The 18157-nt window shown below is 71.9% G+C and carries 17 protein-coding genes; 9 read left to right on the top strand and 8 right to left on the bottom strand.

From position 1 onward, the window contains the following. Window positions 1-65: 65 nt before the first annotated feature. Together ACFYXV_RS07040 and ACFYXV_RS07045 are read right to left on the bottom strand one after the other, a co-directional pair. Complete coding sequence (locus ACFYXV_RS07040) at window positions 66-1043, bottom strand: hypothetical protein (protein WP_389382232.1); 978 nt, start codon at window positions 1041-1043, stop codon at window positions 66-68. Between the two features lie 162 nt (window positions 1044-1205). Further along, complete coding sequence (locus ACFYXV_RS07045) at window positions 1206-2108, bottom strand: helix-turn-helix domain-containing protein (RefSeq protein ID WP_389382233.1); 903 nt, start codon at window positions 2106-2108, stop codon at window positions 1206-1208. Window positions 2109-2682: 574 nt separating this feature from the next. On the opposite strand from ACFYXV_RS07045, the gene ACFYXV_RS07050 reads away from it, so the two are divergent. Together ACFYXV_RS07050 and ACFYXV_RS07055 are read left to right on the top strand one after the other, a co-directional pair. Continuing rightward, window positions 2683-3279 (top strand): hypothetical protein, encoded by a 597-nt coding sequence (locus tag ACFYXV_RS07050; RefSeq protein WP_389382234.1) that lies wholly within the window; start codon window positions 2683-2685, stop codon window positions 3277-3279. After that, window positions 3276-4064 carry a hypothetical protein gene (locus ACFYXV_RS07055; protein ID WP_389382235.1) on the top strand — a complete coding sequence of 263 codons (789 nt, stop codon included), beginning with the start codon at window positions 3276-3278 and terminating at the stop codon, window positions 4062-4064. The genes ACFYXV_RS07050 and ACFYXV_RS07055 overlap by 4 nt, the downstream gene beginning before the upstream one ends. A gap of 422 nt (window positions 4065-4486) precedes the next feature. Here ACFYXV_RS07055 and ACFYXV_RS07060 read toward each other — a convergent pair whose 3' ends face one another. After that, window positions 4487-5452 (bottom strand): pirin family protein, encoded by a 966-nt coding sequence (locus ACFYXV_RS07060; RefSeq protein ID WP_389382236.1) that lies wholly within the window; start codon window positions 5450-5452, stop codon window positions 4487-4489. A 106-nt stretch (window positions 5453-5558) separates the two neighbouring features. Between ACFYXV_RS07060 and ACFYXV_RS07065 the strand changes: the two genes are divergently transcribed. The 6 genes from ACFYXV_RS07065 to ACFYXV_RS07090 all read left to right on the top strand — a co-directional run bounded on the left by ACFYXV_RS07065 (window position 5559) and on the right by ACFYXV_RS07090 (window position 9994). Then, window positions 5559-5912, top strand: coding sequence for a tetratricopeptide repeat protein (locus ACFYXV_RS07065; protein ID WP_389382237.1), 354 nt, complete (start codon window positions 5559-5561; stop codon window positions 5910-5912). 57 nt (window positions 5913-5969) lie between these two features. Continuing rightward, on the top strand, window positions 5970-7157 hold the full coding sequence (locus tag ACFYXV_RS07070; protein WP_385469068.1) for a methyltransferase: 1188 nt from the start codon (window positions 5970-5972) through the stop codon (window positions 7155-7157). 52 nt (window positions 7158-7209) lie between these two features. Then, a complete protein-coding gene (locus tag ACFYXV_RS07075; protein ID WP_389382238.1) occupies window positions 7210-8040 on the top strand; it encodes a MerR family transcriptional regulator in 831 nt (276 codons plus the stop codon). Between the two features lie 138 nt (window positions 8041-8178). Further along, on the top strand, window positions 8179-8841 hold the full coding sequence (locus tag ACFYXV_RS07080; protein ID WP_383348635.1) for a DUF6230 family protein: 663 nt from the start codon (window positions 8179-8181) through the stop codon (window positions 8839-8841). After that, window positions 8832-9347, top strand: a complete 516-nt coding sequence (locus tag ACFYXV_RS07085; protein ID WP_389382239.1) for a DUF6114 domain-containing protein — start codon at window positions 8832-8834, stop codon at window positions 9345-9347. Before ACFYXV_RS07080 ends, ACFYXV_RS07085 begins: the two co-directional genes overlap by 10 nt. Further along, window positions 9344-9994 carry a hypothetical protein gene (locus ACFYXV_RS07090; protein WP_385468969.1) on the top strand — a complete coding sequence of 217 codons (651 nt, stop codon included), beginning with the start codon at window positions 9344-9346 and terminating at the stop codon, window positions 9992-9994. The genes ACFYXV_RS07085 and ACFYXV_RS07090 overlap by 4 nt, the downstream gene beginning before the upstream one ends. A 93-nt stretch (window positions 9995-10087) precedes the next feature. Here the strand turns inward: ACFYXV_RS07090 and ACFYXV_RS07095 are convergent, their stop codons facing one another. Continuing rightward, the gene (locus ACFYXV_RS07095; RefSeq protein WP_389382240.1) at window positions 10088-12835 is read right to left on the bottom strand and encodes a penicillin acylase family protein; all 2748 of its coding nucleotides are present in this window, start codon (window positions 12833-12835) and stop codon (window positions 10088-10090) included. A 165-nt stretch (window positions 12836-13000) separates the two neighbouring features. Between ACFYXV_RS07095 and ACFYXV_RS07100 the strand changes: the two genes are divergently transcribed. Beyond that, window positions 13001-13303: a DUF2087 domain-containing protein gene (locus ACFYXV_RS07100; protein WP_389382241.1), complete on the top strand. Its 303-nt coding sequence runs from the start codon at window positions 13001-13003 to the stop codon at window positions 13301-13303. Here the strand turns inward: ACFYXV_RS07100 and ACFYXV_RS07105 are convergent. The 4 genes from ACFYXV_RS07105 to ACFYXV_RS07120 all read right to left on the bottom strand — a co-directional run bounded on the left by ACFYXV_RS07105 (window position 13275) and on the right by ACFYXV_RS07120 (window position 18127). After that, window positions 13275-14714 carry a dihydrolipoyl dehydrogenase family protein gene (locus ACFYXV_RS07105; protein ID WP_385468960.1) on the bottom strand — a complete coding sequence of 480 codons (1440 nt, stop codon included), beginning with the start codon at window positions 14712-14714 and terminating at the stop codon, window positions 13275-13277. The genes ACFYXV_RS07100 and ACFYXV_RS07105 overlap by 29 nt on opposite strands. A gap of 117 nt (window positions 14715-14831) precedes the next feature. Continuing rightward, window positions 14832-15221 carry a thioredoxin family protein gene (locus ACFYXV_RS07110; RefSeq protein WP_385468957.1) on the bottom strand — a complete coding sequence of 130 codons (390 nt, stop codon included), beginning with the start codon at window positions 15219-15221 and terminating at the stop codon, window positions 14832-14834. 85 nt (window positions 15222-15306) lie between these two features. Further along, entirely contained in the window at window positions 15307-16746 is a 1440-nt protein-coding gene (locus tag ACFYXV_RS07115) for an aldehyde dehydrogenase family protein (RefSeq protein ID WP_389382242.1), read from the bottom strand. A 163-nt stretch (window positions 16747-16909) separates the two neighbouring features. Continuing rightward, a complete protein-coding gene (locus ACFYXV_RS07120; protein WP_385468951.1) occupies window positions 16910-18127 on the bottom strand; it encodes a thiolase family protein in 1218 nt (405 codons plus the stop codon). Window positions 18128-18157: the final 30 nt, after the last annotated feature.

Below are 18157 nucleotides of genomic sequence, written 5' to 3' on the forward strand. Positions count from 1 at the left end.
TCGCACCGGCCGCAACGGCGGGTGGCGAGTGCCATGAATCCTGATGGACCCTCACGACATTGGGGCTAGCCGTTCAGGTGGGCCAGGAGGAGGTTGGGGTCCTTGGCCGTGACGTACGCGGCGCTCAGGACGTAGACGGTGTCGCCGCGCAGGGCGATGGAGGTGGGGTTCTGCAGGCCGTCGGCGGCGGTCAGGACGGTGGAGTGGGTGCCGTCGGGCTGGACGAGGGCGACCTCGCCGGGGCCGTTGAGGGCGGCCAGGATCTGGTCGCCGTGGCCGGTGAAGGCGAAGTCGTCGATCCCGGCCAGGCCGGTGGCCCGGGTCTGGACCTGGCCGGCGCGACCGTCGCGCTGGACGGGTATGCGGAGGACGACGCCCCGGTCGAGGTTGGTGACCCACAGCGCCCCGCCCCGGATCTTCAGCCCGTTGGCGCCGAGGAATCCGGTGGAGGCCAGTTCGGGGGCGGCGGACCAGGTGCGGGGGGTGCCGCCGGTGGTGGGCACACTGGAGATGGTGCCGAGGACGGAGTCGGTGACGTAGAGGGTCCGGGTCCGCGGGTCCAGGGCCAGGCCGTTGGGCAGGCCGGCCGCGGGCAGCGCGGCGATGCGCTGCGGTGTGCCGCCGGGGCGCAGGCGCCACAGGCCGGTCAGTTCGGAGGTGCCGGTGGCGTACAGGAAGTACAGGGTGCCGTCGTGTGCACGGACGATGCCGGTGGTCAGGGCGAAGCCCAGGACCGGGGTGTGGATGCCGCCGTCGGCGGGTGCGGGCAGGGTGGCCAGGATCCGGGTGGATCCCCCGGGGGTGATGCGGGCGACCTGGCGGGCGGCGGCGAAGGTGACGTACGCGCTGCCGTCGGGAGCCAGCGCGATGTTCTCCGGCGTCTGGTGCCGGGCCAGGTCGAAGTGCGTGGCGATGCGTGCGCAGCTCAGCGGGGCGGAGAGGGCTGACGCGACGCCGGGGGTGGCCGCGAGGACCGCTGCCGCGGTCAGTACGACGGACGCTGCCGTGGCGGTCTTGGACCACGTGTACGTGTTCTTGAACATGGTTCCTTCACTGTTTTCGGGCATGCGGCAGCGGTACGCCGACGCGCGGGGGTTGGGGATGGCTTCAGGGAGGGGCGGCCGGTGGCCGCTCGTACCGGGGCGAGTGGAGGGACGGACGGGCACTCGCGGACGTCTGTGCGGCGTCCGATGGTGTGGGCCGGGTCAGCCGGACCCGGCCCGGACTCCCGGGCGCGCCGGGTCGTGCTGCGGGGTGACCTGGGCGAGGAGGGCCAGCGTGGTCCGCGCGGGCGAGTCGGCCTCGGTGGTGGCGACCACGATGCTCTGCCCCTGATCCGGGTCCTGGCCTGGGCTCAGGGTCTGCTGGGTGACGGTCAGCGGGCCGACCAGCGGATGCCGCATCTCGTAGGTCGCGACGGCGCAGGCCGTGACGCGGTGGTCGGCCCACATCGAGGCGAAGTCCGCGCTCTTCGCACTCAGTTCGCCCACCAGCGCATGGAGCGCGGTGTCGTCCGGGTGCCGGCCCGCTACCAGGCGCAGATTCCCCACCACGGCCCTGGCCTTCGCCGGCCAGTCGGCGTACAGGTCACGGGTGTGCGCATCGAGGAACACCAGCCGGGCCATGTTGGGCCGCTGTGCCGGCCGGTCCGGGGTGCCCGGGTCCAGGTGTCCGGCGAACAGCGCATGGCCCAGCCGGTTCCATGCCAGGACGTCACTGCGGCGGCCGGTCACGATGGCCGGGACGTGGACCAGTGCCTCCAGCAGCTGGCCGGTCGCCTCGGTCACCCGCTCCAGGGCGGGCCGGCGGCCTCGTACCGAGCCCGTGGCCGAGGATCGGGCCAGGTTCTGCAGGTGCAGGCGCTCGGCTTCCTCCAGCCGCAGGGCCCGTGCGATCGCGTCCAGCACCTGCGGTGAGGCGTTCAGGGACTGCCCCTGTTCCAGCCGGGTGTAGTAGGACACGCTGACACCCGCCAGCGACGCCAGCTCCTCGCGTCGAAGACCCTGCACCCGGCGCCGCTCGCCGTAGTCGGGTATCCCGAGATCCTCCGGCTGCAGCTGGGATCGCCGCGTCTGCAGGAACTCCCCGAGCCGCACTTTTGCTTTCATGGATCCGAGTATGGGCGGGGCCCGACCGCACAGCCTGACCCTGGCGTGGATAGGCACCAGCGGGTCCTGGACACATCGGATTTCGCCTTCACCCGGCACGGCTGGGTCGATGCCGCGCCGCCCGGGTCTACGACCTGGTCAGTGACGTGTCCGCCATCGGGCGCTGGAGCCCCAACGCGAGGGCGTCGGGCCCCAGGTCGGGGCCTGGGCTCCCCCACGACCACGATCCGGGCCAGATGCGGGCCAGTACCGAGCCATCGAAGGTAGATTGCTTCATTTTGCCTGCTCAGGACGGGTGTGGCGCGTGTACCACCAGCAGACGAAGAATCTGCTGAGCCATACGGCGCGGCTCTCTGGTGTCGGCGGCTGTCACGGCGACTGCGCAGACTTCCGAACCCGGTCGGCAAGTTGCTGCCAGCGCCGACGCACAGAGGAACCGCCCTCCGCGTCGACCGAGCCCAGACCACCGGCGGCTTGCTGGAGCGGTGGAGGCTCGCGCGGGGTGTGGCCGAAGACCTTGAGGAAGACGCAAGACGTTGATCCGTTCCACTATCAATCCCGTGGTGCTGGTTCTATGTTCGTCGTCTCGATGCTGAGGGGGGAGTGCATGGACCCTGACGACGTGATGATCGATGCCCTGGCCGACAAGATCCTCGGGGGCAAGGTCGGAGGCGCTCTCCACCTTCCGTTCCGGTGGAAACAGAAGAATGCTCCGCGTCGCGCGTACTCCCCTATCCACGTCGAGGCGAACACTCCTGTCCGCACCGATCTCTCCTGCCGCCTCGACCTCCGCTTCCGAATAGGCCTCGACAAGCCGTGGGAGTACAGCCTGATACTCCTCCACCCCGGAAGCCGCACGGTCCTCCGCCGCCTCGATGTTCGGGGGACACACCTCGACCGTGAAACTGGCGAGCACTTCATCAATCGCACGCACAAACACAGGTGGAGCGAACAGCGAGGCAACCGGGACGTCTACGCCCCGGACGACATCCGTCACGCGCCGGACCCGATCGCCAATGCGACGCTCACCTCTATGGACGAAGAGTACGACCGCGTCGTCAGGGACTTCGTCCTGGAATGCAAGATGGACATCTCCGCAGGCTACGTTTGGGTTCCGCCCACGCCGCCGATACCGGCCCCGCCGCTAGAGGGATTCGAGGAATACCCATGAGCGCCTCCCCCCTCGACCCTCGCCTCACCGAGGACTTGCGCTGCTGGCACATCGCACCGGCAAGCCGCCCGGGATCCGTCGCACTCACAGGACGCTCGTACTTCGCTGACGGAGACGGCCTGACCGTCCTTCTCCAAGTGTCCGGAGACGACGCCTTGGCCAGCGACGGCGGCACCATGGTTTCTCGCTTGGCCGATGCTGGAGTCGACGTCTGGGGCCCAACCCGAGCAGCGACCGCCTGGACCGAGACACTCAGCGCATTCCGCCTCAGCGAAGTAGACGGACGAATCGTTGGCCGCCGGCCCCTGCAACAGGCGGCGACGCTCGTATCGGACATCAGTAGTGCGATGCTGACCACCGACGGCCTGCGATGGCTCGCAGCCCCTGACCGGGACAGCAAGCTCGTGCGTCAGTTCTACGCGTACCTCGACGATGCCCGCATCGCCTACGACCGGCGCCCCACCGTGGAGCTCCCCCGCGGCGCCAAGGTACGCCCCACCGCGCGCATCAACCTGCCCAAGCGAACAGTCCTGGTGCAGGCCGTCGGCGGCTCTGAGCAGGGCCTGGAGCATGCCCTGTCGCTCGTGCAGCGCATCGAGCGCGCGGACTACGCCTTCGACCAGCGCCTCGTGCTGCTGAAGGGCAACCCCCAAGCTTGGCCCGCCGATCACCTCGACCTCTTGGCGGACCACACACCAGTCGGATTCTCCGACCGCATGGACGCGGTCACCCGATTCCTCAAAGAGGGCACTCCACTGGAACGCCCCGTCACATCGGAGCCGTAGGCTTCCCGCTCTCACACGACGTTTCCAGCTCCGCGCGGCGAAGAGGACCGGCCGAGCAATGTCTTGTCACTTGTGCACAACACCCGCCGCGCACTAACCCGCCCCCCTCATCCATGGATCGCAGACCCCGGCATGGTTCGCCGCCAGGGTGGTGGGAGGCGACGGCCCGGCGGCGACCACCATCGCCCTTGACCGCCAAGAGGCGGCGACGCAGCCGGCAACCAGATCTAACTACTCGTCAGTAAAGTCAGCAAAAGGTCAGCATTCGTCCGACCAAACCTGGTTACAGCCTGCGACACATGAGACTCGACCGTCGGCGCCGAAGGCTCTCGCCCCGCATTCGACAGCCTCCCCTGCGAAACCAAAACCGGAGGGCCGGGCGCGATTACCACACCCAGCCCTCGCGCGCACAAACCAGCAGGTCAACGCACCCTTCCTCGCGCCTTCAGGTGGGTTGGGGGAAGCTCTGGGGCCGGAATCGGAGGGCCGTCGTAGCCCTTCACCTCACCGAATCGCGACCCGTTCATCCAGTCTTCTCGGGCCTGCGCGATATCATCGTGTGACCGTCCGATCCAGTTCCAGAACATCACGATCTCCTCCTCGAACGGTTCGCCGCCCAGGAGCATCAGGCCTGCGTCCGAGGCCGCGCGGACGGGGAGTTCCGTGCGGCCGCAGCCGAGGTAGAGCATCGAGCCCGGGAGGACCGGGACGCCGTCCACGTGGGCCTCGCCCGACATCGACAGCACCGCGTACTCGAAGTCCGGGTTCAGGGGGAGCCGGGTCTCCGTGCCCGCCGCCAGGGTCAGGTCCGCGCCCACGATCGGGGTGTACGCCGTACCGGGCGAGGTCGCGCCGTCCAGGCTGCCCAGGATCACCGTCGCCGTCAGGCCCGGGGCGGTCACGTGCGGGAGCTCGGCGTGGTGCTGGAAGTGGGGGTCCACGTGCCGGTGCTCCTCCGGGAGGGCCACCCACAGCTGGGCCCCGTGCAGGATGCGGCCGTGCGAGCGCGGGCTCTCCTCCGAGTGGCTGATCCCGCGGCCGGAGGTCATCAGGCCGAGCTCGCGCGGGCGGATCGTCTCCAGGCTGCCCACACTGTCCCGGTGCAGCACCTCGCCGTCGTGGAGCCAGCTCACGGTCTGGAGACCGCAGTGGGGGTGCGGGGCGACCTGCATGCCGGGCTCGCCGGCGATGTCGTCCGGACCGTAGTGGTCGACGAAGCACCAGGCGCCCACCATGCGGCGGCCCAGGTTCGGCAGGAGTCGGCGGACCTCGGTGGACTCGCCGAGCTTGACCGTGCGCGGGCTGAGGAGCTCGCGCACGGGTTCGGCGACGACGAAGCCGCGGCCGCCGCAGGCGGAGAGAGCGGGCTGGCGATCGAGATTGCTCATACGGCACAACTTAGTACCGCCGCCCGCGCCGCGTTCGGTGGAATGTCCGGCCGCCCTCACGTGTTGGGGCGTGCGGAGACATCACCTGAACGGCGGAAGGGGCCCCATGAACGCGCCGACGACGTACTTCGAGCACGGCACGGCTGCCGAGCGCTGGGAGCGCGCCCGGCTCTTCTTCGACGCGAAGGAGTACGCGAGGGCCGCGCAGATCCTGTGCGCGCTGGCGCAGGAGGCCCCCGAGCAGCTCGCGCCCCGGCTGCTGCTGGCCCGCGCCTACTACCACTCCGCCCAGCTCTCGCGCGCCGAGGAGGAGCTCCGCGCCCTCCTGGAGCGCTGGCCGGTGGAGGACTACGCGCACCTGCTGCTCGGCCGGACGCTGGAGCGCCGCGGCCGGGCCGGCGAAGCCCGCCCCCACCTGCGGATGGCCGCCGCGATGGCGGGCGAGTTCCCCGAGGAGTGAGCGGATGGTGCGGAGCCGGGCCGCCGCCTCGGTTAGCCTGGGGTCACGATGAACCGTCTGACCACGCCTTTCGGCTCCTACGAGCTCACCCGCTTCCCCGAAGACCCGCGCGACCAGCTCCGCGCCTGGGACGCCGCCGACGAGTACCTGCTGCGCCACCTCGACGCCGGTACGGGCGATCACGGCCCGGTGGACCTGGCCGGCGCCGGGCAGATCACCATCCTCGGGGACCGCTGGGGGGCGCTCACCACGGCCCTGGCCGCGTACCACCCCGCGCAGATCACCGACTCCTACCTCGCCCGGGCCGGCACCGCCGCCAACCTGGACCGTGCCGGGATCGGCACCGCGAAGTCCACGGTGCGGCTGCTGACCACGCAGGACGCGCCGCCCGAGCGGATCGACGTACTGCTCGTACGCGTGCCCAAGAGCCTGGCGCTGCTGGAGGACCAGCTGTACCGGCTGGCCCCGCACGTGCACGCCGGCACGGTCGTCGTGGGCACGGGCATGGTCAAGGAGATCCACACCTCCACGCTGAAGCTCTTCGAGAAGATCCTCGGCCCGACCAGGACCTCGCTCGCCGAGAAGAAGGCCCGGCTGATCTTCTGCACGCCCAGCGCCACCTCGACGCGCGCCGTCGACCCGTGGCCGGTGACGTACACCCTGGACGAGGACGCGGGCTCGGGCTCCGGCCTGACCGCCGTCAACCACGCCGGCATCTTCTGCGCGGACCGGCTCGACGTGGGCACCCGCTTCTTCCTCCAGAGCATCCCGAACAACACGAACGGCGCCCGCGTCGTGGACCTGGGCTGCGGCAACGGCATCGTCGGCACGGCCGTCGCGGTCGCCGACCCCAAGGCCGAGATCGTCTTCACCGACGAGTCGTACCAGGCCGTCGCCTCGGCCAAGGCCACCTTCCGCGCCAACGTCCAGCGCGAGCGGGAGCGGGCCGACTTCCTGGTCGGCGACGGCGTGGCCATGCTGGACCCGGGCTCGGTCGACCTGGTGCTGTGCAACCCGCCGTTCCACTCCCACCAGGCGACGACGGACGCGACGGCGCTGCGCATGTTCGCCCAGTCGCGCAAGGTGCTGCGCCCGGGCGGTGAGCTGTGGGTGGTCGCCAACCGCCACATGGGCTACCACACCCATCTGCGCCGCCTCTTCGGCAACAGCGAAGTCGCCGCGAGCGAACCGAAGTTCGTGGTGCTGCGGGCGGTCAAGCAGGAAGAGCGGCCGCGCCCCATGTGACCTGCCGGTACACCCGCCGGTAGCTCCCCCGGTTCGTCCTACACTCGGCCGCGTGAGCAGCCAGGTACGAGAAGACGACGGTACGGACGGCAATGCGCCGAGCCGTACGGACGGCAACGCGCCGAGCCGTACGGACGGCAGCGCGGACGGCGCCGGTGACCGCCCGCGCTACCGCCGCGAGGACCTGGCCCGCGCGGCCGGCGTCAAGGTGCGCAACCTGCGCTACTACCAGGAACGCGGGCTGCTCCCGCCGCCGCGCCGCGAGGGCCGCATCGCCTGGTACTCCGCGGACCACCTGACCCGGCTGCGCCTGATCAGCGACCTCCTCGGGCGCGGGTACACCGTCAACGGCATCGCGGAGCTGCTGCACGCCTGGGAGGCCGGCGGCGGCCTGTCCCAACTCCTGGGCTTCGAGCGGGCGATGACCCGCGACTGGGTCCACGAGGAGCCGGTGACCATGTCCCTCGCCGAGCTGCGCGAGCTGTTCGGCCCGGCGGGGACGGCCGAGGACACCCGGCGCGCCGCGGAGCTGGGGTACGTACGGATCGACGGCGACCGGGTGACGCACCGGAGCAGGCGGCTGCTGGAGGCCACGCTCACGCTCGTGCGCCAGGGCGTACCGCTCGCGGAGATCCTCGACGCGGGGGACTTCGTGCAGACGCAGGCGGCCGCGGTCGCCGACCGGTTCGTCGGACTGTTCCGGCGGCATGTGATCGGACCGGACGGACTGGAGCGGCTTTCGGCCACCCAACTGGATCACGTCTCGGACGCGGTGGCCGCGCTGCGTCCGGTGGCGGGCGAGGTCGTGGCTTCGGAGTTCGCCCGCGCGATGGCGCGGCGGGTGGAGGCGGAGGTCGCCGAACTGCTCCGCAAGGACGCGTGAGCCCTCCCGGGAACTGGTAACCGACCGGTAGGAGTCGGCCGAAAAGGCACGGTCGAACAACCTTGCCAACCCCCATTGGCACTCTTACATTCAACTCGTCGGTAACAACGGTGCACAGCCGGAATAAGGGACGATCTCATGGCAGATTCCCCCAACTTATCGGATTCCTCCGCCCCGCCCGGCAGAGACGAGGGCAGAGACGGCGAGGGAGGCGGCCGCGTCCGCTGGCGCCGCTTCGCCGTCCTGACCGTCCCCGCCATCGCCGTGACCGCGGGCCTCGGCATCGCCCTCGCCCAGGGCGCGCTCGCCGCCTCCTTCGCGGTATCGGGCCAGCAGTTCAAGGTGTCGGCGACGAGCCTGGAGGGCGAGGGTTTCGCCCAGTACGGCAGTATCGACGTCAACGCCCGCGAGGAGCTCATCCCCGTGGCGGTCACCGCCATCAAGGAGGCCAAGCTCCACAGCCTCTGCCAGTCGGTCGTCACCACGCTCCCGGTCGTCGGCGACATCTCGCTCAACCTCACCGCGGGCAAGAAGGCCCCCGTCGAGGCCAGCAACCTCTTCGTCGACGCCACCCAGCTCGCCGGCGACGCCGTGTTCAGCAACATCGAGATCGGCCGCGACGCCTCCACCCTCGACAAGGGGCCGGCGGAAGCCGTGGGCATGCAGGACCTGTTCGCCCAGCAGGCGGACACGGTCAGCATCACCGATCTGCAGCAGACGGCCTGGGCCACGAACGCGGGCACCTTCAAGCTCTCCGGGCTCAGCATGAACATCAGCAAGGGCAAGAAGGAATGCTTCTGAGCCTCTGGCGGCGGTGGCGGCAGTGGCGTCGGAGCAGGCCGTTCTGGGGAGGGTTCTTCGCGATCCTCGCCGGGGCCGAGATCTGTGCCCTGCCGCTCGCACCGCTGAAGGTGATGCTCCAGCAGGGCATCGCGGGCATCCCGTCCGTCCTGATGGGCATCGTCATGATCGTGCTCGGCCTCACCGCCTGGTTCTCGCCCGCCCAGCGAAGCCTCGCCGGTGTCCTCACCACGCTCATCGCCACCGCCGCGCTGATCATGTCGAACCTCGGCGGGTTCCTGATCGGCACCCTGCTCGGGATCCTCGGCGGCGGCCTGATGTTCGCCTGGCAGCCGAACGCCGGCGCCCGGCGCCCCTCCCCCGAACCCCCCGAACCCCCCGAGTCCTCCGAGCCCCCCGAACCCTCCAAGTCCTCCGAGCCGCACGAACCGCAGTCCCCCACCCCCACGCGAACCACCCCAACCGGCACCACCGCGCACCCCGATCCCCAAGGAGCACAGCCATGAGTCGCACGCGTACCGCGCTCGCCCTCGGGTTGGCCGCCGCCGGAGCGCTGTCGGTGGCCTCGGTCACCGCCACCGCCGCGCCCGCGCCGCTGGCCGGATCGACCACCGTCACCCCGGCCGGGCATTCGTTCAAGGCCACCCTCAGCGGCAAGGCCACCCTCAAGGCCGGTTCGGTGACCGTGACTTGTACGGTCTCCGTCTCCACCGGCACCGTCCCGGCCGCCCCCGGGAACCAGAACGCCTCCGGGCCCGTCTCGTCGCCGATCTCCCCGCCCACGTACAGCTCCTGTACGTCGAGCATCTGGGGCGTGACCCCGACGGTCACCACCAGTGGTTCCTGGTCGGTGTCGATGCAGGACGGCTCCCCGATCACCGCCACGATGACCGTCCCGACCGGCGGGCTCGTCGTGCAGACGTCCGGCCTCGCCACCTGTACGGTCACCGCCGCACCGACCGCGCCGGCGAACGTCGCCGGGACCTGGGCGAACGGCGCCCCGCCGAGCCTGACCTTCACGAACTCCTCCGTACCGGTCACGGTCACCGGCGGGTTCGGCTGTCCGACCAGCGCGACCTCGTCCGTCTTCAACGCCGTGTACAAGGTCAGCGACACGACCGACCCGGCGCAGCAGATCACCGTCGGCCCCTGAGAGACGGCCCCTGACAGACGGCAACGGACCTGATGAGGAGGCCCGCCGGCCCGGGAGCGATCCGGGGCCGGCGGGCCTCTGCCCGTACGGGGCTCAGCGGTGTGCCGGGAACTCCACCACCTGCTGGTACGTCGGCCGGTTCTGCCAGTTGATCTGCGGGTGGCTCAGGCCGCCCACCGGACGCTGCACGATCGAGTCCGCGCACCACTGGTTGCCCGCCGCGCAGGTCCCGTCGGCCGGGTACACCGACGCCGGGGTCGCGGCGGCCGCCTGCTTGAGCGTGGCCGCCATCGCGTCGCGGCACGCGGACAGCGAGCCGCCGCCGCAGTACGCCTTGGCCAGCGGACCGGCGACCGGGCGTCCGAGCACCGTGCGCAGGTCCTTGTCCGCGTAGCTCCACCAGCCGTACTGGAACGCCGACCCGGCGTGCGAACCGGTGGGCCCGTGGCCCGCGTTGGGCGCCTCGTCCACGGTCAGCGAGGCCCGCAGGGCGTCGTAGAGCGGCGCCCCGAGGCCCGGTTTGAACTCGGCCTCGATCAGCAGCGGCCACCAGGCGTCCATGATCCGGACGGCATCGGCGTACGCGTACGTCTTCGAGCCCTGAGCGGTCTCCTTGCGCTCGGTGCCCGCCGCCTGCCACGCGGCCAGCTTGTCGACCGCGGCGGCCACCGCCGGATCGGTGACCGGTCCGCTGCGCAGCACGGCGAGCAGCTCGGGCAGCAGGTTCTCGGCCCGCAGGTCGGTGACGGCCGCGTCCGCCATGGCCTGGGTGAGCTTTGCCCGGGTGACCCCGCCCGCGGCGACGAGCGGTTTGACCCGCTGGTCGAGGAGGTCCCCGCGGTGCACGGAGCCCATGCCGAACCCGGCCGCGGCGTAGTCCTTGGCCTGCTTGTTGTTCCAACTGACGTAGTAGTCCTGCCCGATGGACTGCGGGTGCTCGGCCGGCGGGGTGTAGGCGGCGGTGTTGGCCGCCGGGTCGAAGCCCTGCCACTCGTACGCCTGCTTGCCCGCGATCGGCAGCGCGGCATCGACCCCGGACGGCCGGACCGGGTTCAACCCGCTGTTGTAGTAGGCCGCTTCGCGCGCGTCGGCGTAGAACCAGTTGAAGGCGTAGCCGATGTGCTCGGCGGCCTGCTGGAAGGTCCGCGCGTCCGTCACGTACGAGGGGTCGTTGAGCATCTGGAAGCCGATGATCGAGTCGGCCTCGTGCCGGTACGTGGAGCGGAGCGCGGTGTAAGCCACGGGTTTGCCCGCCACGGTGGCGCGGTGGGTGACGATGCCGTAGTTCGTCCGCCAGACCTGCATCCGGTACGAGCCGCTCGGCGTCGGGTCGGCCACCGAGGACTTCCAGGCGTTGGTGCGCTCCAGCTTCTCCATGGGGGTGCAGGTGCCCCGGTAGAGGTACGAGGCGCTCGCGGTGGTCGGCGTGCCCCCGCCCGGCTCGCACAGCTCGACGGCGAAGGTGTCGGTGATGTCCTGCCCGGCGGAGGTGGCGCTCCAGGCGTAGTCCTGGCCGCGGCCGAGCTGGACGTACATGCTCACCCCGGCGAAGGACGCGCCGCGGGCGCTGATGCCGGGGCCCTGGATCTCCTGGAGCATGAGGAGCTGGGGCGCGAGGTAGCCCGTCTGCGGGCCGAAGACGGCGACGGGGTGGCCGCTCGCGGTCTTCGCCCCCGACACGAGCAGGGCGTTGGACATGCTCTGCTTGACCGGCTTGGGCGGGTTCACTGCGGCCGCCGTGGCCGCGGCGCCCGTGCGGTCGTGGACGAGCTGCTCGGCGGTGACCGAGCCGGGGTCCGGGAGCGCGGTGCCCTGCGGGTTCACGGGCTTCTGCGCGTACGGGAAGCTGCTGCCGTCGTGGACCGTGAGCACGGCCTCGGGGTCGTCGCGCTCGCGGAAGGACTCCCAGACCCGGGTGCCCTCCTCCAGGCCGTACTTCTGCTGCGCGGCGAGCAGGGACAGCGCGGCCTGCACCTCGCCGCCGCCTCCACCCCCGAAGAGCCCGCCCACGACGGAGGCGAGGGCGATCAGGTCGGTGACCTTGAACGGCTGGATCTCGCCGGCGTTGGTGATCGAGTCGATGTGGCCGGTGAGCACGTACTCCCCGGGGAAGTAGCGGCCGTTCTTGGACTGGACGCGATAGGCGTTGATCCCGTCGACGTACGCCTGCGCGTCCTCCATTGCGAGGCGGCCCCGGTCGCCCTCGGTGGTGCGGATCCGGTCCACCTGCGCCTGGAGATCGGCCTCGGTGTACGGGGCCTGCGGCCAGAACTGCTGCTCCAGGCCCTGGTTGGCGAGGGCGCCGCCGGCGAACGGGGTCAGGTCGCCGCGGCCGACGTGGCGGAAGAGGTCCATCTGCCAGAGGCGGTCCTGGGCGGCGGCGAATCCGGCGCCGTAGGAAGTCCCGTAGCGGGTGGTGCCCTTGATGTGGGGGACGCCGGTCTTCTTGTCGCGGGTGATGGTGACGTCGGCGCGCGGGCTGGTGGCCGACTCGACCTGGTTGGCCGGGACGCCGAAGGAGGCGTCGTTGAAGAAGTCGTTGACCTTGGCGTCGGTGAGCCCCGGATATCCGGCCACCAGCGAGTCGTAGCGGGCCAGTTGGTCCGAGGCGTGGGCCGGCATCGTGCCGAACGCCTTGTGCAGGAGGATCTGGGCGAGGGTCGCGTTGCCGTTCTGTCCGGGCGGCAGGATGTCCGCGCACTGGCCGCCGCAGTAGTCGGCGATGGGCAGCGGTACGGGATCGGCGGCCGCGGCGGGCGGGGGCGGGGTGAGCAGGGCGGCGCCGAGGGCGATCACCCCGGCGGCCAAGGCGGTTCTCAGGCGAGCGGTGGGACGTCGCATGCGTGCTCCTCCGTGGGGCAGGAAGCGGTCACGGGGAGGGTACTGGCGAGGTCTACCGCTCAGTAAGATGAACGACCGTCACTTTTAAGGGGAGTTGGTCCCGAGCCCCGGCCGAGGGCATAAATGCGTTGCCGGACGCGCGGGATGTCGGAGAGGGTCGCTGTCATGTCACAGAAAGAGCGCCGAGTAGCCGACCTCTTCTCCGGCGGCCGGCTCATCGCCGTCCCCCGCAAGGTCGCCCGCCGCGAGCAGCTGCTCGCCCACCTCGCCGAGACCCTCTTCGAGGAGGGCCGGACCTACACGGAGCCCGAGGTGAACGACGCGCTGCGCACGGTGCACGAGGACTGCTCGGCGCTGCGGCGCTACCTGATCACCTCGGGCCTGCTGACCCGCACCCGGGACGGCGGCAGCTACCGCCGCGCCGACCGGGTGGAATCCGCTACCCCCGGTACGTCTCCAGCAGCCTGAGCCAGATCTCGCTGATCGTCGGGAACGCCGGGACCGCGTGCCACAGCCGCGCGATCGGCACCTCCCCCGCGACCGCGATCGTGGCAGCGTGCAGCAGCTCGGCCGCGCCCGGGCCGACGAAGGTGGCCCCGAGGAGCACCTCCCGGTCCAGGTCGACGACCATCCGGGCCCGGCCCCGGTACCCGTCGGCGTACAGGCCGGCGCCCGAGACCTTGCCGAGGTCGTAGTCGACGGCGCGGACCCGGTGGCCCGCCCGCTCGGCCTCCGCGAGGGTGAGGCCCACCGCGGCCGCCTCCGGGTCGGTGAACACCGCCTGCGGCATGGCCTGCGTATCGGCGCTCGCCACGTGCGCGCCCCAGCGGCCGGTGTCGAGCTCCGGGGCGCCCGCCGCGCGGGCGGCGATGGCGGCCCCGGCGATGCGGCCCTGGTACTTGCCCTGGTGGGTCAGCAGCGCACGGTGGTTCACGTCGCCGACGGCGTACAGCCAGTCGTGGCCCTCGACCCGGCAGCTCTCGTCGACCGGGATCCAGCCCCCGGGCGTCAGCCCGACGGTCTCCAGCCCGATGTCCTCGGTGTGCGGGGTGCGGCCGGTCGCCATCAGCAGCTCGTCCCCCTCCAGGATCTCGCCGCCCTCCAGTACGACCTGGACCGGCCCGGTCGAACCGTCCCGTACGACCGCCTCGACGGAGACGTCCGTACGGATCACCGCGCCGGCCTCGCGCAGCGCCTCGGCGACCAGCTCCCCCGCGAAGGACTCCATTCGCGGCAGCAGTCCGGAGCCGCGTACGAGCAGCGTGACCCGGGAGCCGAGGGCCTGCCAGGCCGTGGCCATCTCCACGGCCACCACGGAGCCGCCCACGATCAGCAGCCGGCCCGGCGCGTGCTGGGCGGAAGTGGCCTCGCGGCTGGTCCACGGCCGCGCCCCGGCGAGCCCGGGCACGTCCGGGATGACGGCGCGGGTGCCGGTGGCGACGACGACGGCGTGCCGGGCGGCGAGCACCACGTGCTCGCCCTCGGGGCTGGTGACGGCGACCTTGCGGACGCCGTAGAGGCGGCCGTGACCCCGGTAGAGGTGGGCGCCGGTCGACTCGACCCAGTCGACCGCACCGTCGTCCTTCCAGCTGGAGGTCCAGTAGTCGCGGTGCGCCAGCACGGCCGCCGTGTCCAGCGGGCCCTGGACCGAGCCGGCGAGCCCGGGCACCCGGCGGGCCTCGGCCCTGGCCAGCGCCGGGCGCAGCAGCGCCTTGCTCGGTACGCAGGCCCAGTACGAGCACTCGCCGCCGACGAGCTCGGCCTCCACCAGGGCCGTGCTCAGCCCGGCGGCGCGGGTCCGGTCCACGATGTTCTCGCCGGCCGGTCCCGCGCCGAGCACCACGACGTCGTACTCCACCGCTTCCGACACAGTCACCATCCGTGGTTCCAGGGGCTCTTGTTCCCCGTCACCTTACGTGCGGACCGTGGGCCGCGCCGCAGACGCGCGGCGGCGTGGCCTGCGGATCGGCGCGCCGTCGGCGCGTCGGGTCCTCGCTCAGGCCTCCGCGGTACCCGTCCGGCCGTCCTGCTGCGACGCGGCGATCTTCGCGTGCACCTCTTCCATGTCCAGCGCCCGCGCCTGTCCGATCAGGTCGGTCAGCGCGGCCTCCGGCAGCGCGCCGGGCTGCGAGAAGATCGCCACCTGGTCCCGGACGATCATCAGCGTCGGGATCGAGGTGATCTGGAAGGCCGCGGCCAGCTCCTGCTGCGCCTCCGTGTCCACCTTGGCGAACACCAGGTCCGGATTGGCCTCCGAGGCCTTGTCGTAGACCGGGGCGAACTGCAGGCAGGGCCTGCACCATCCCGCCCAGAAATCGATCAGCACGAACGGGTTCTCGCTGACCGTCTGGTCGAAGTTCTCCTTGGTGAGCTCGACAGTAGCCACGGTTCCAGACCTCCTGATTGCCTTGTATGCACCTTGAACGATCGGCGCGCCCCACGCATTCCGCAGCGTCCGCGGGCGGGCCGTCTCAGAAGGGGTGCCCCGCCGGAGTCGAGCGGACCGTCGTCCAGCGCAGCTCCGTGAACGCGTCCAGGTTCGCCTCACCGCCGAACCGGGCCCCGGTACCGGAGGCGCCGACCCCGCCGAAGGGGGCCACGGCCTCGTCGTTCACGGTCTGGTCGTTGACGTGCGCGATCCCGGTCGGGATCCGTCCGGCCAGCTCCAGCCCGCGCGCCGCGTCCCGGGTCACGATCCCCAGGGAGAGTCCGTACGGGCCGGCCGAGGCCAGGGCCACCGCCTCGTCCTCCGTCACGAAGGACCGTACGGGCGCCACCGGGCCGAAGACCTCCTGCGCGTAGGCGGGGGTGTCGTCGGCGACGCCCGCCAGCACGGTCGGCCGGTAGAAGAGGTCCTCGTACGTTCCACCGACGACGAGCTTGGCCCCCCGCTCCGTGCTCGCCTCGACCAGGGCGTGCACCCGCTCCAGCTGGCCGCGGTCGATCAGCGGTCCCAGGTGCACCCGCTCGCGGTACGGGTCCCCCACCGCCAGTGCCTCGGCCCGCGCGGCGAGCCGCTCGACGTACTCGTCGTAGAGCGAGGCGTGGACGAGGTGGCGGCCGGCCGTCATGCAGATCTGGCCCTGGTGGAAGAACGATCCCCAGGAGGCCTGCGCGACGGCGGCTTCCACATCGGCGTCCCTGAGGACGACGAGCGCCGAATTGCCCCCCAACTCCAGGTGGGCACGCTTGAGATGACGGCCGGCCAGTTCCCCGACGATCCGCCCGGCGGCGGTGGACCCGGTGAACGACACCACGCGGACCAGCGGATCGGCGACGACCGCCGCCCCGGTCTCCGCGCCCCCGGGCAGCACGTGCAGCAGCCCGGCCGGCAGTCCCGCGGCCGCGAAGACGGCGGCGAGCGCGAGGCCGCCGCAGACACCGGTCCGCCGGTCCGGCTTGAGCAGCACCGCGTTGCCGAGGGCGAGGGCCGGGGCGACCGAGCGGATCGACAGGATCAGCGGCGCGTTGAACGGGGCCACCACCCCCACCACGCCCGCCGGGACCCGGCGGGTGAAGGAGAGCCGCGGCGCCTCGCTGGGCAGCACCTGCCCGGCCGGCCGGGAGGCCAGCGCGGCGGCCTCGTAGCACTCCTGGGCGGCGACGTGCAGCTCGAAGTCGGCCTTGCCGGGTATGGAGCCCGACTCCCGCACCAGCCAGTCCCGCAGCTCCTCGGCGTGGGCGGCGAACAGGTCTCCGGCGCGGCGCAGGACGGCGGCCCGCTCCGTGTGGCCGGTCCGCGCCCAGGCCTCCTGGGCGGCCCGGGCCCGTACGGCGGACTCCGCGACGTCGGCGGGCGCGGCCAGCGCGAGGGTGGCCAGGGTGCGGCCGGTGGCGGGTTCTACGACCGGGGCGGGGCCCCCGGTGAGGGTCGGTCCGTCCTGCCAGAGCGTCGGTTCGAGGAGCGGCATGGCGCGGGGCCTCCGGTGGGGATGGGTGGGGCGGGGGGCGGCAGCACGCGCCATCGTGCCAGACCGGAGGCACCACATCTGTTCTGTTATTGGGCAGTTGACACGCCGTCGTGACCGGAAACGATCGACGGCGCGGCGCTGTACGGGCGTTCGGTGCTCCGGCTCAGCGCTCCAGGACGAGCGCGATGCCCTGCCCGACGCCGATGCACAGCGTCGCCAGGCCCGTACCCGAGCCGGCCGCGGCCAGTTGGTGTGCCACCGAACCGGCCAGCCGGGCCCCGGAGGCGCCGAGCGGGTGCCCGATGGCGATGGCGCCGCCGCGCGGGTTGAGCACGGCCGGGTCCAGCTCCGGCCAGGCCGCGACACAGCCCAGCGCCTGGGCCGCGAACGCCTCGTTGAGCTCGACGGTCGTCAGATCGGCCAGGCTCCGGCCCGCCTTCGCGAGCGCCCGCTGTACGGCGTCGACCGGGCCGAGGCCGAAGAGCTGCGGCTCGATGCCGGTGACCGCGGAGGCGCTGATCCGGGCCAGCGGCTCCCGGCCGGTGGCCGCCAGCCCCTCCTCGTCGGTCAGCAGCAGCGCCGCGGCGCCGTCGTTGAGCGGGGAGGCGTTCGCGGCCGTGACCGTACCGGTGCCGTCCGTGCGGAAGGCGGGCTTCAGTCGGGCCAGGGCCTCGGGGGTGGAGCCCTCGCGGATGCATTCGTCGCGTACGAGGTCCACGCCGGGGTACGCGACGACCTCGTCCGCGTACTGCCCGGCGGCCCAGGCGGCCGCGGCCTTGCGGTGGCTCTCCAGGGCGAAGAGGTCCTGGGCCTCACGGGTGATGCCGTGCTTCTCCGCGATGAGTTCGGCGCCCTCGCCGAGCGAGCCCGTCCACTCCGCGGGCATGCGCGGGTTGGTCATCCGCCAGCCCAGGGTGGTGGACCACATCTGCTGGTGGCCGGCCGGGAAGGGCCGCTCGGGCTTCTGCACCACCCAGGGGGCCCGGCTCATCGACTCCACGCCGCCCGCGACGGCGACCGAGGCGTCGCCCAGCGCGATGGCCCGGGCGGCCTGGATCACCGCTTCGAGGCCGGAGCCGCAGAGCCGGTTGACGGTGACCCCGGGGACGGACACCGGGAGCCCGGCGAGCAGGACGGCCATCCGGGCCACGTCGCGGTTGTCCTCGCCCGCGCCGTTGGCGTCGCCGAAGACCACGTCGTCGATGCGGGCGGGGTCGAGGTCGGGCGTACGGTCCACCAGCGCGCGGACGACGTGCGCGGCGAGGTCGTCGGGGCGGACCCCGGCGTACGCTCCGCCGAACTTGCCGATCGGGGTGCGGACGGCGTCGACGACGTAGACGTCGCGGACGGTGCGTCCGTCGCGGGCGGTGCGGATGCTCATGGGGGCTCTCCTGGGCGGATCCGTACGGGC

The organism is Streptomyces sp. NPDC002181 (assembly GCF_042890485.1).
In the GTDB taxonomy this organism is placed as follows: Bacteria; Actinomycetota; Actinomycetes; order Streptomycetales; family Streptomycetaceae; genus Streptomyces.

Bases quoted from the DNA above. Each gene is read 5' to 3' on its own strand.
- ACFYXV_RS07090 (WP_385468969.1), top strand. From the start codon at position 9,344: ATGAGTCGCACGCGTACCGCGCTCGCCCTCGGGTTGGCCGCCGCCGGA.
- ACFYXV_RS07095 (WP_389382240.1), bottom strand. From the start codon at position 12,835: ATGCGACGTCCCACCGCTCGCCTGAGAACCGCCTTGGCCGCCGGGGTG.
- ACFYXV_RS07080 (WP_383348635.1), top strand. From the start codon at position 8,179: ATGGCAGATTCCCCCAACTTATCGGATTCCTCCGCCCCGCCCGGCAGA.
- ACFYXV_RS07105 (WP_385468960.1), bottom strand. From the start codon at position 14,714: ATGGTGACTGTGTCGGAAGCGGTGGAGTACGACGTCGTGGTGCTCGGC.
- ACFYXV_RS07060 (WP_389382236.1), bottom strand. From the start codon at position 5,452: ATGAGCAATCTCGATCGCCAGCCCGCTCTCTCCGCCTGCGGCGGCCGC.
- ACFYXV_RS07100 (WP_389382241.1), top strand. From the start codon at position 13,001: ATGTCACAGAAAGAGCGCCGAGTAGCCGACCTCTTCTCCGGCGGCCGG.
- ACFYXV_RS07040 (WP_389382232.1), bottom strand. From the start codon at position 1,043: ATGTTCAAGAACACGTACACGTGGTCCAAGACCGCCACGGCAGCGTCC.
- ACFYXV_RS07065 (WP_389382237.1), top strand. From the start codon at position 5,559: ATGAACGCGCCGACGACGTACTTCGAGCACGGCACGGCTGCCGAGCGC.
- ACFYXV_RS07045 (WP_389382233.1), bottom strand. From the start codon at position 2,108: ATGAAAGCAAAAGTGCGGCTCGGGGAGTTCCTGCAGACGCGGCGATCC.
- ACFYXV_RS07050 (WP_389382234.1), top strand. From the start codon at position 2,683: ATGTTCGTCGTCTCGATGCTGAGGGGGGAGTGCATGGACCCTGACGAC.
- ACFYXV_RS07085 (WP_389382239.1), top strand. From the start codon at position 8,832: ATGCTTCTGAGCCTCTGGCGGCGGTGGCGGCAGTGGCGTCGGAGCAGG.
- ACFYXV_RS07115 (WP_389382242.1), bottom strand. From the start codon at position 16,746: ATGCCGCTCCTCGAACCGACGCTCTGGCAGGACGGACCGACCCTCACC.
- ACFYXV_RS07120 (WP_385468951.1), bottom strand. From the start codon at position 18,127: ATGAGCATCCGCACCGCCCGCGACGGACGCACCGTCCGCGACGTCTAC.
- ACFYXV_RS07055 (WP_389382235.1), top strand. From the start codon at position 3,276: ATGAGCGCCTCCCCCCTCGACCCTCGCCTCACCGAGGACTTGCGCTGC.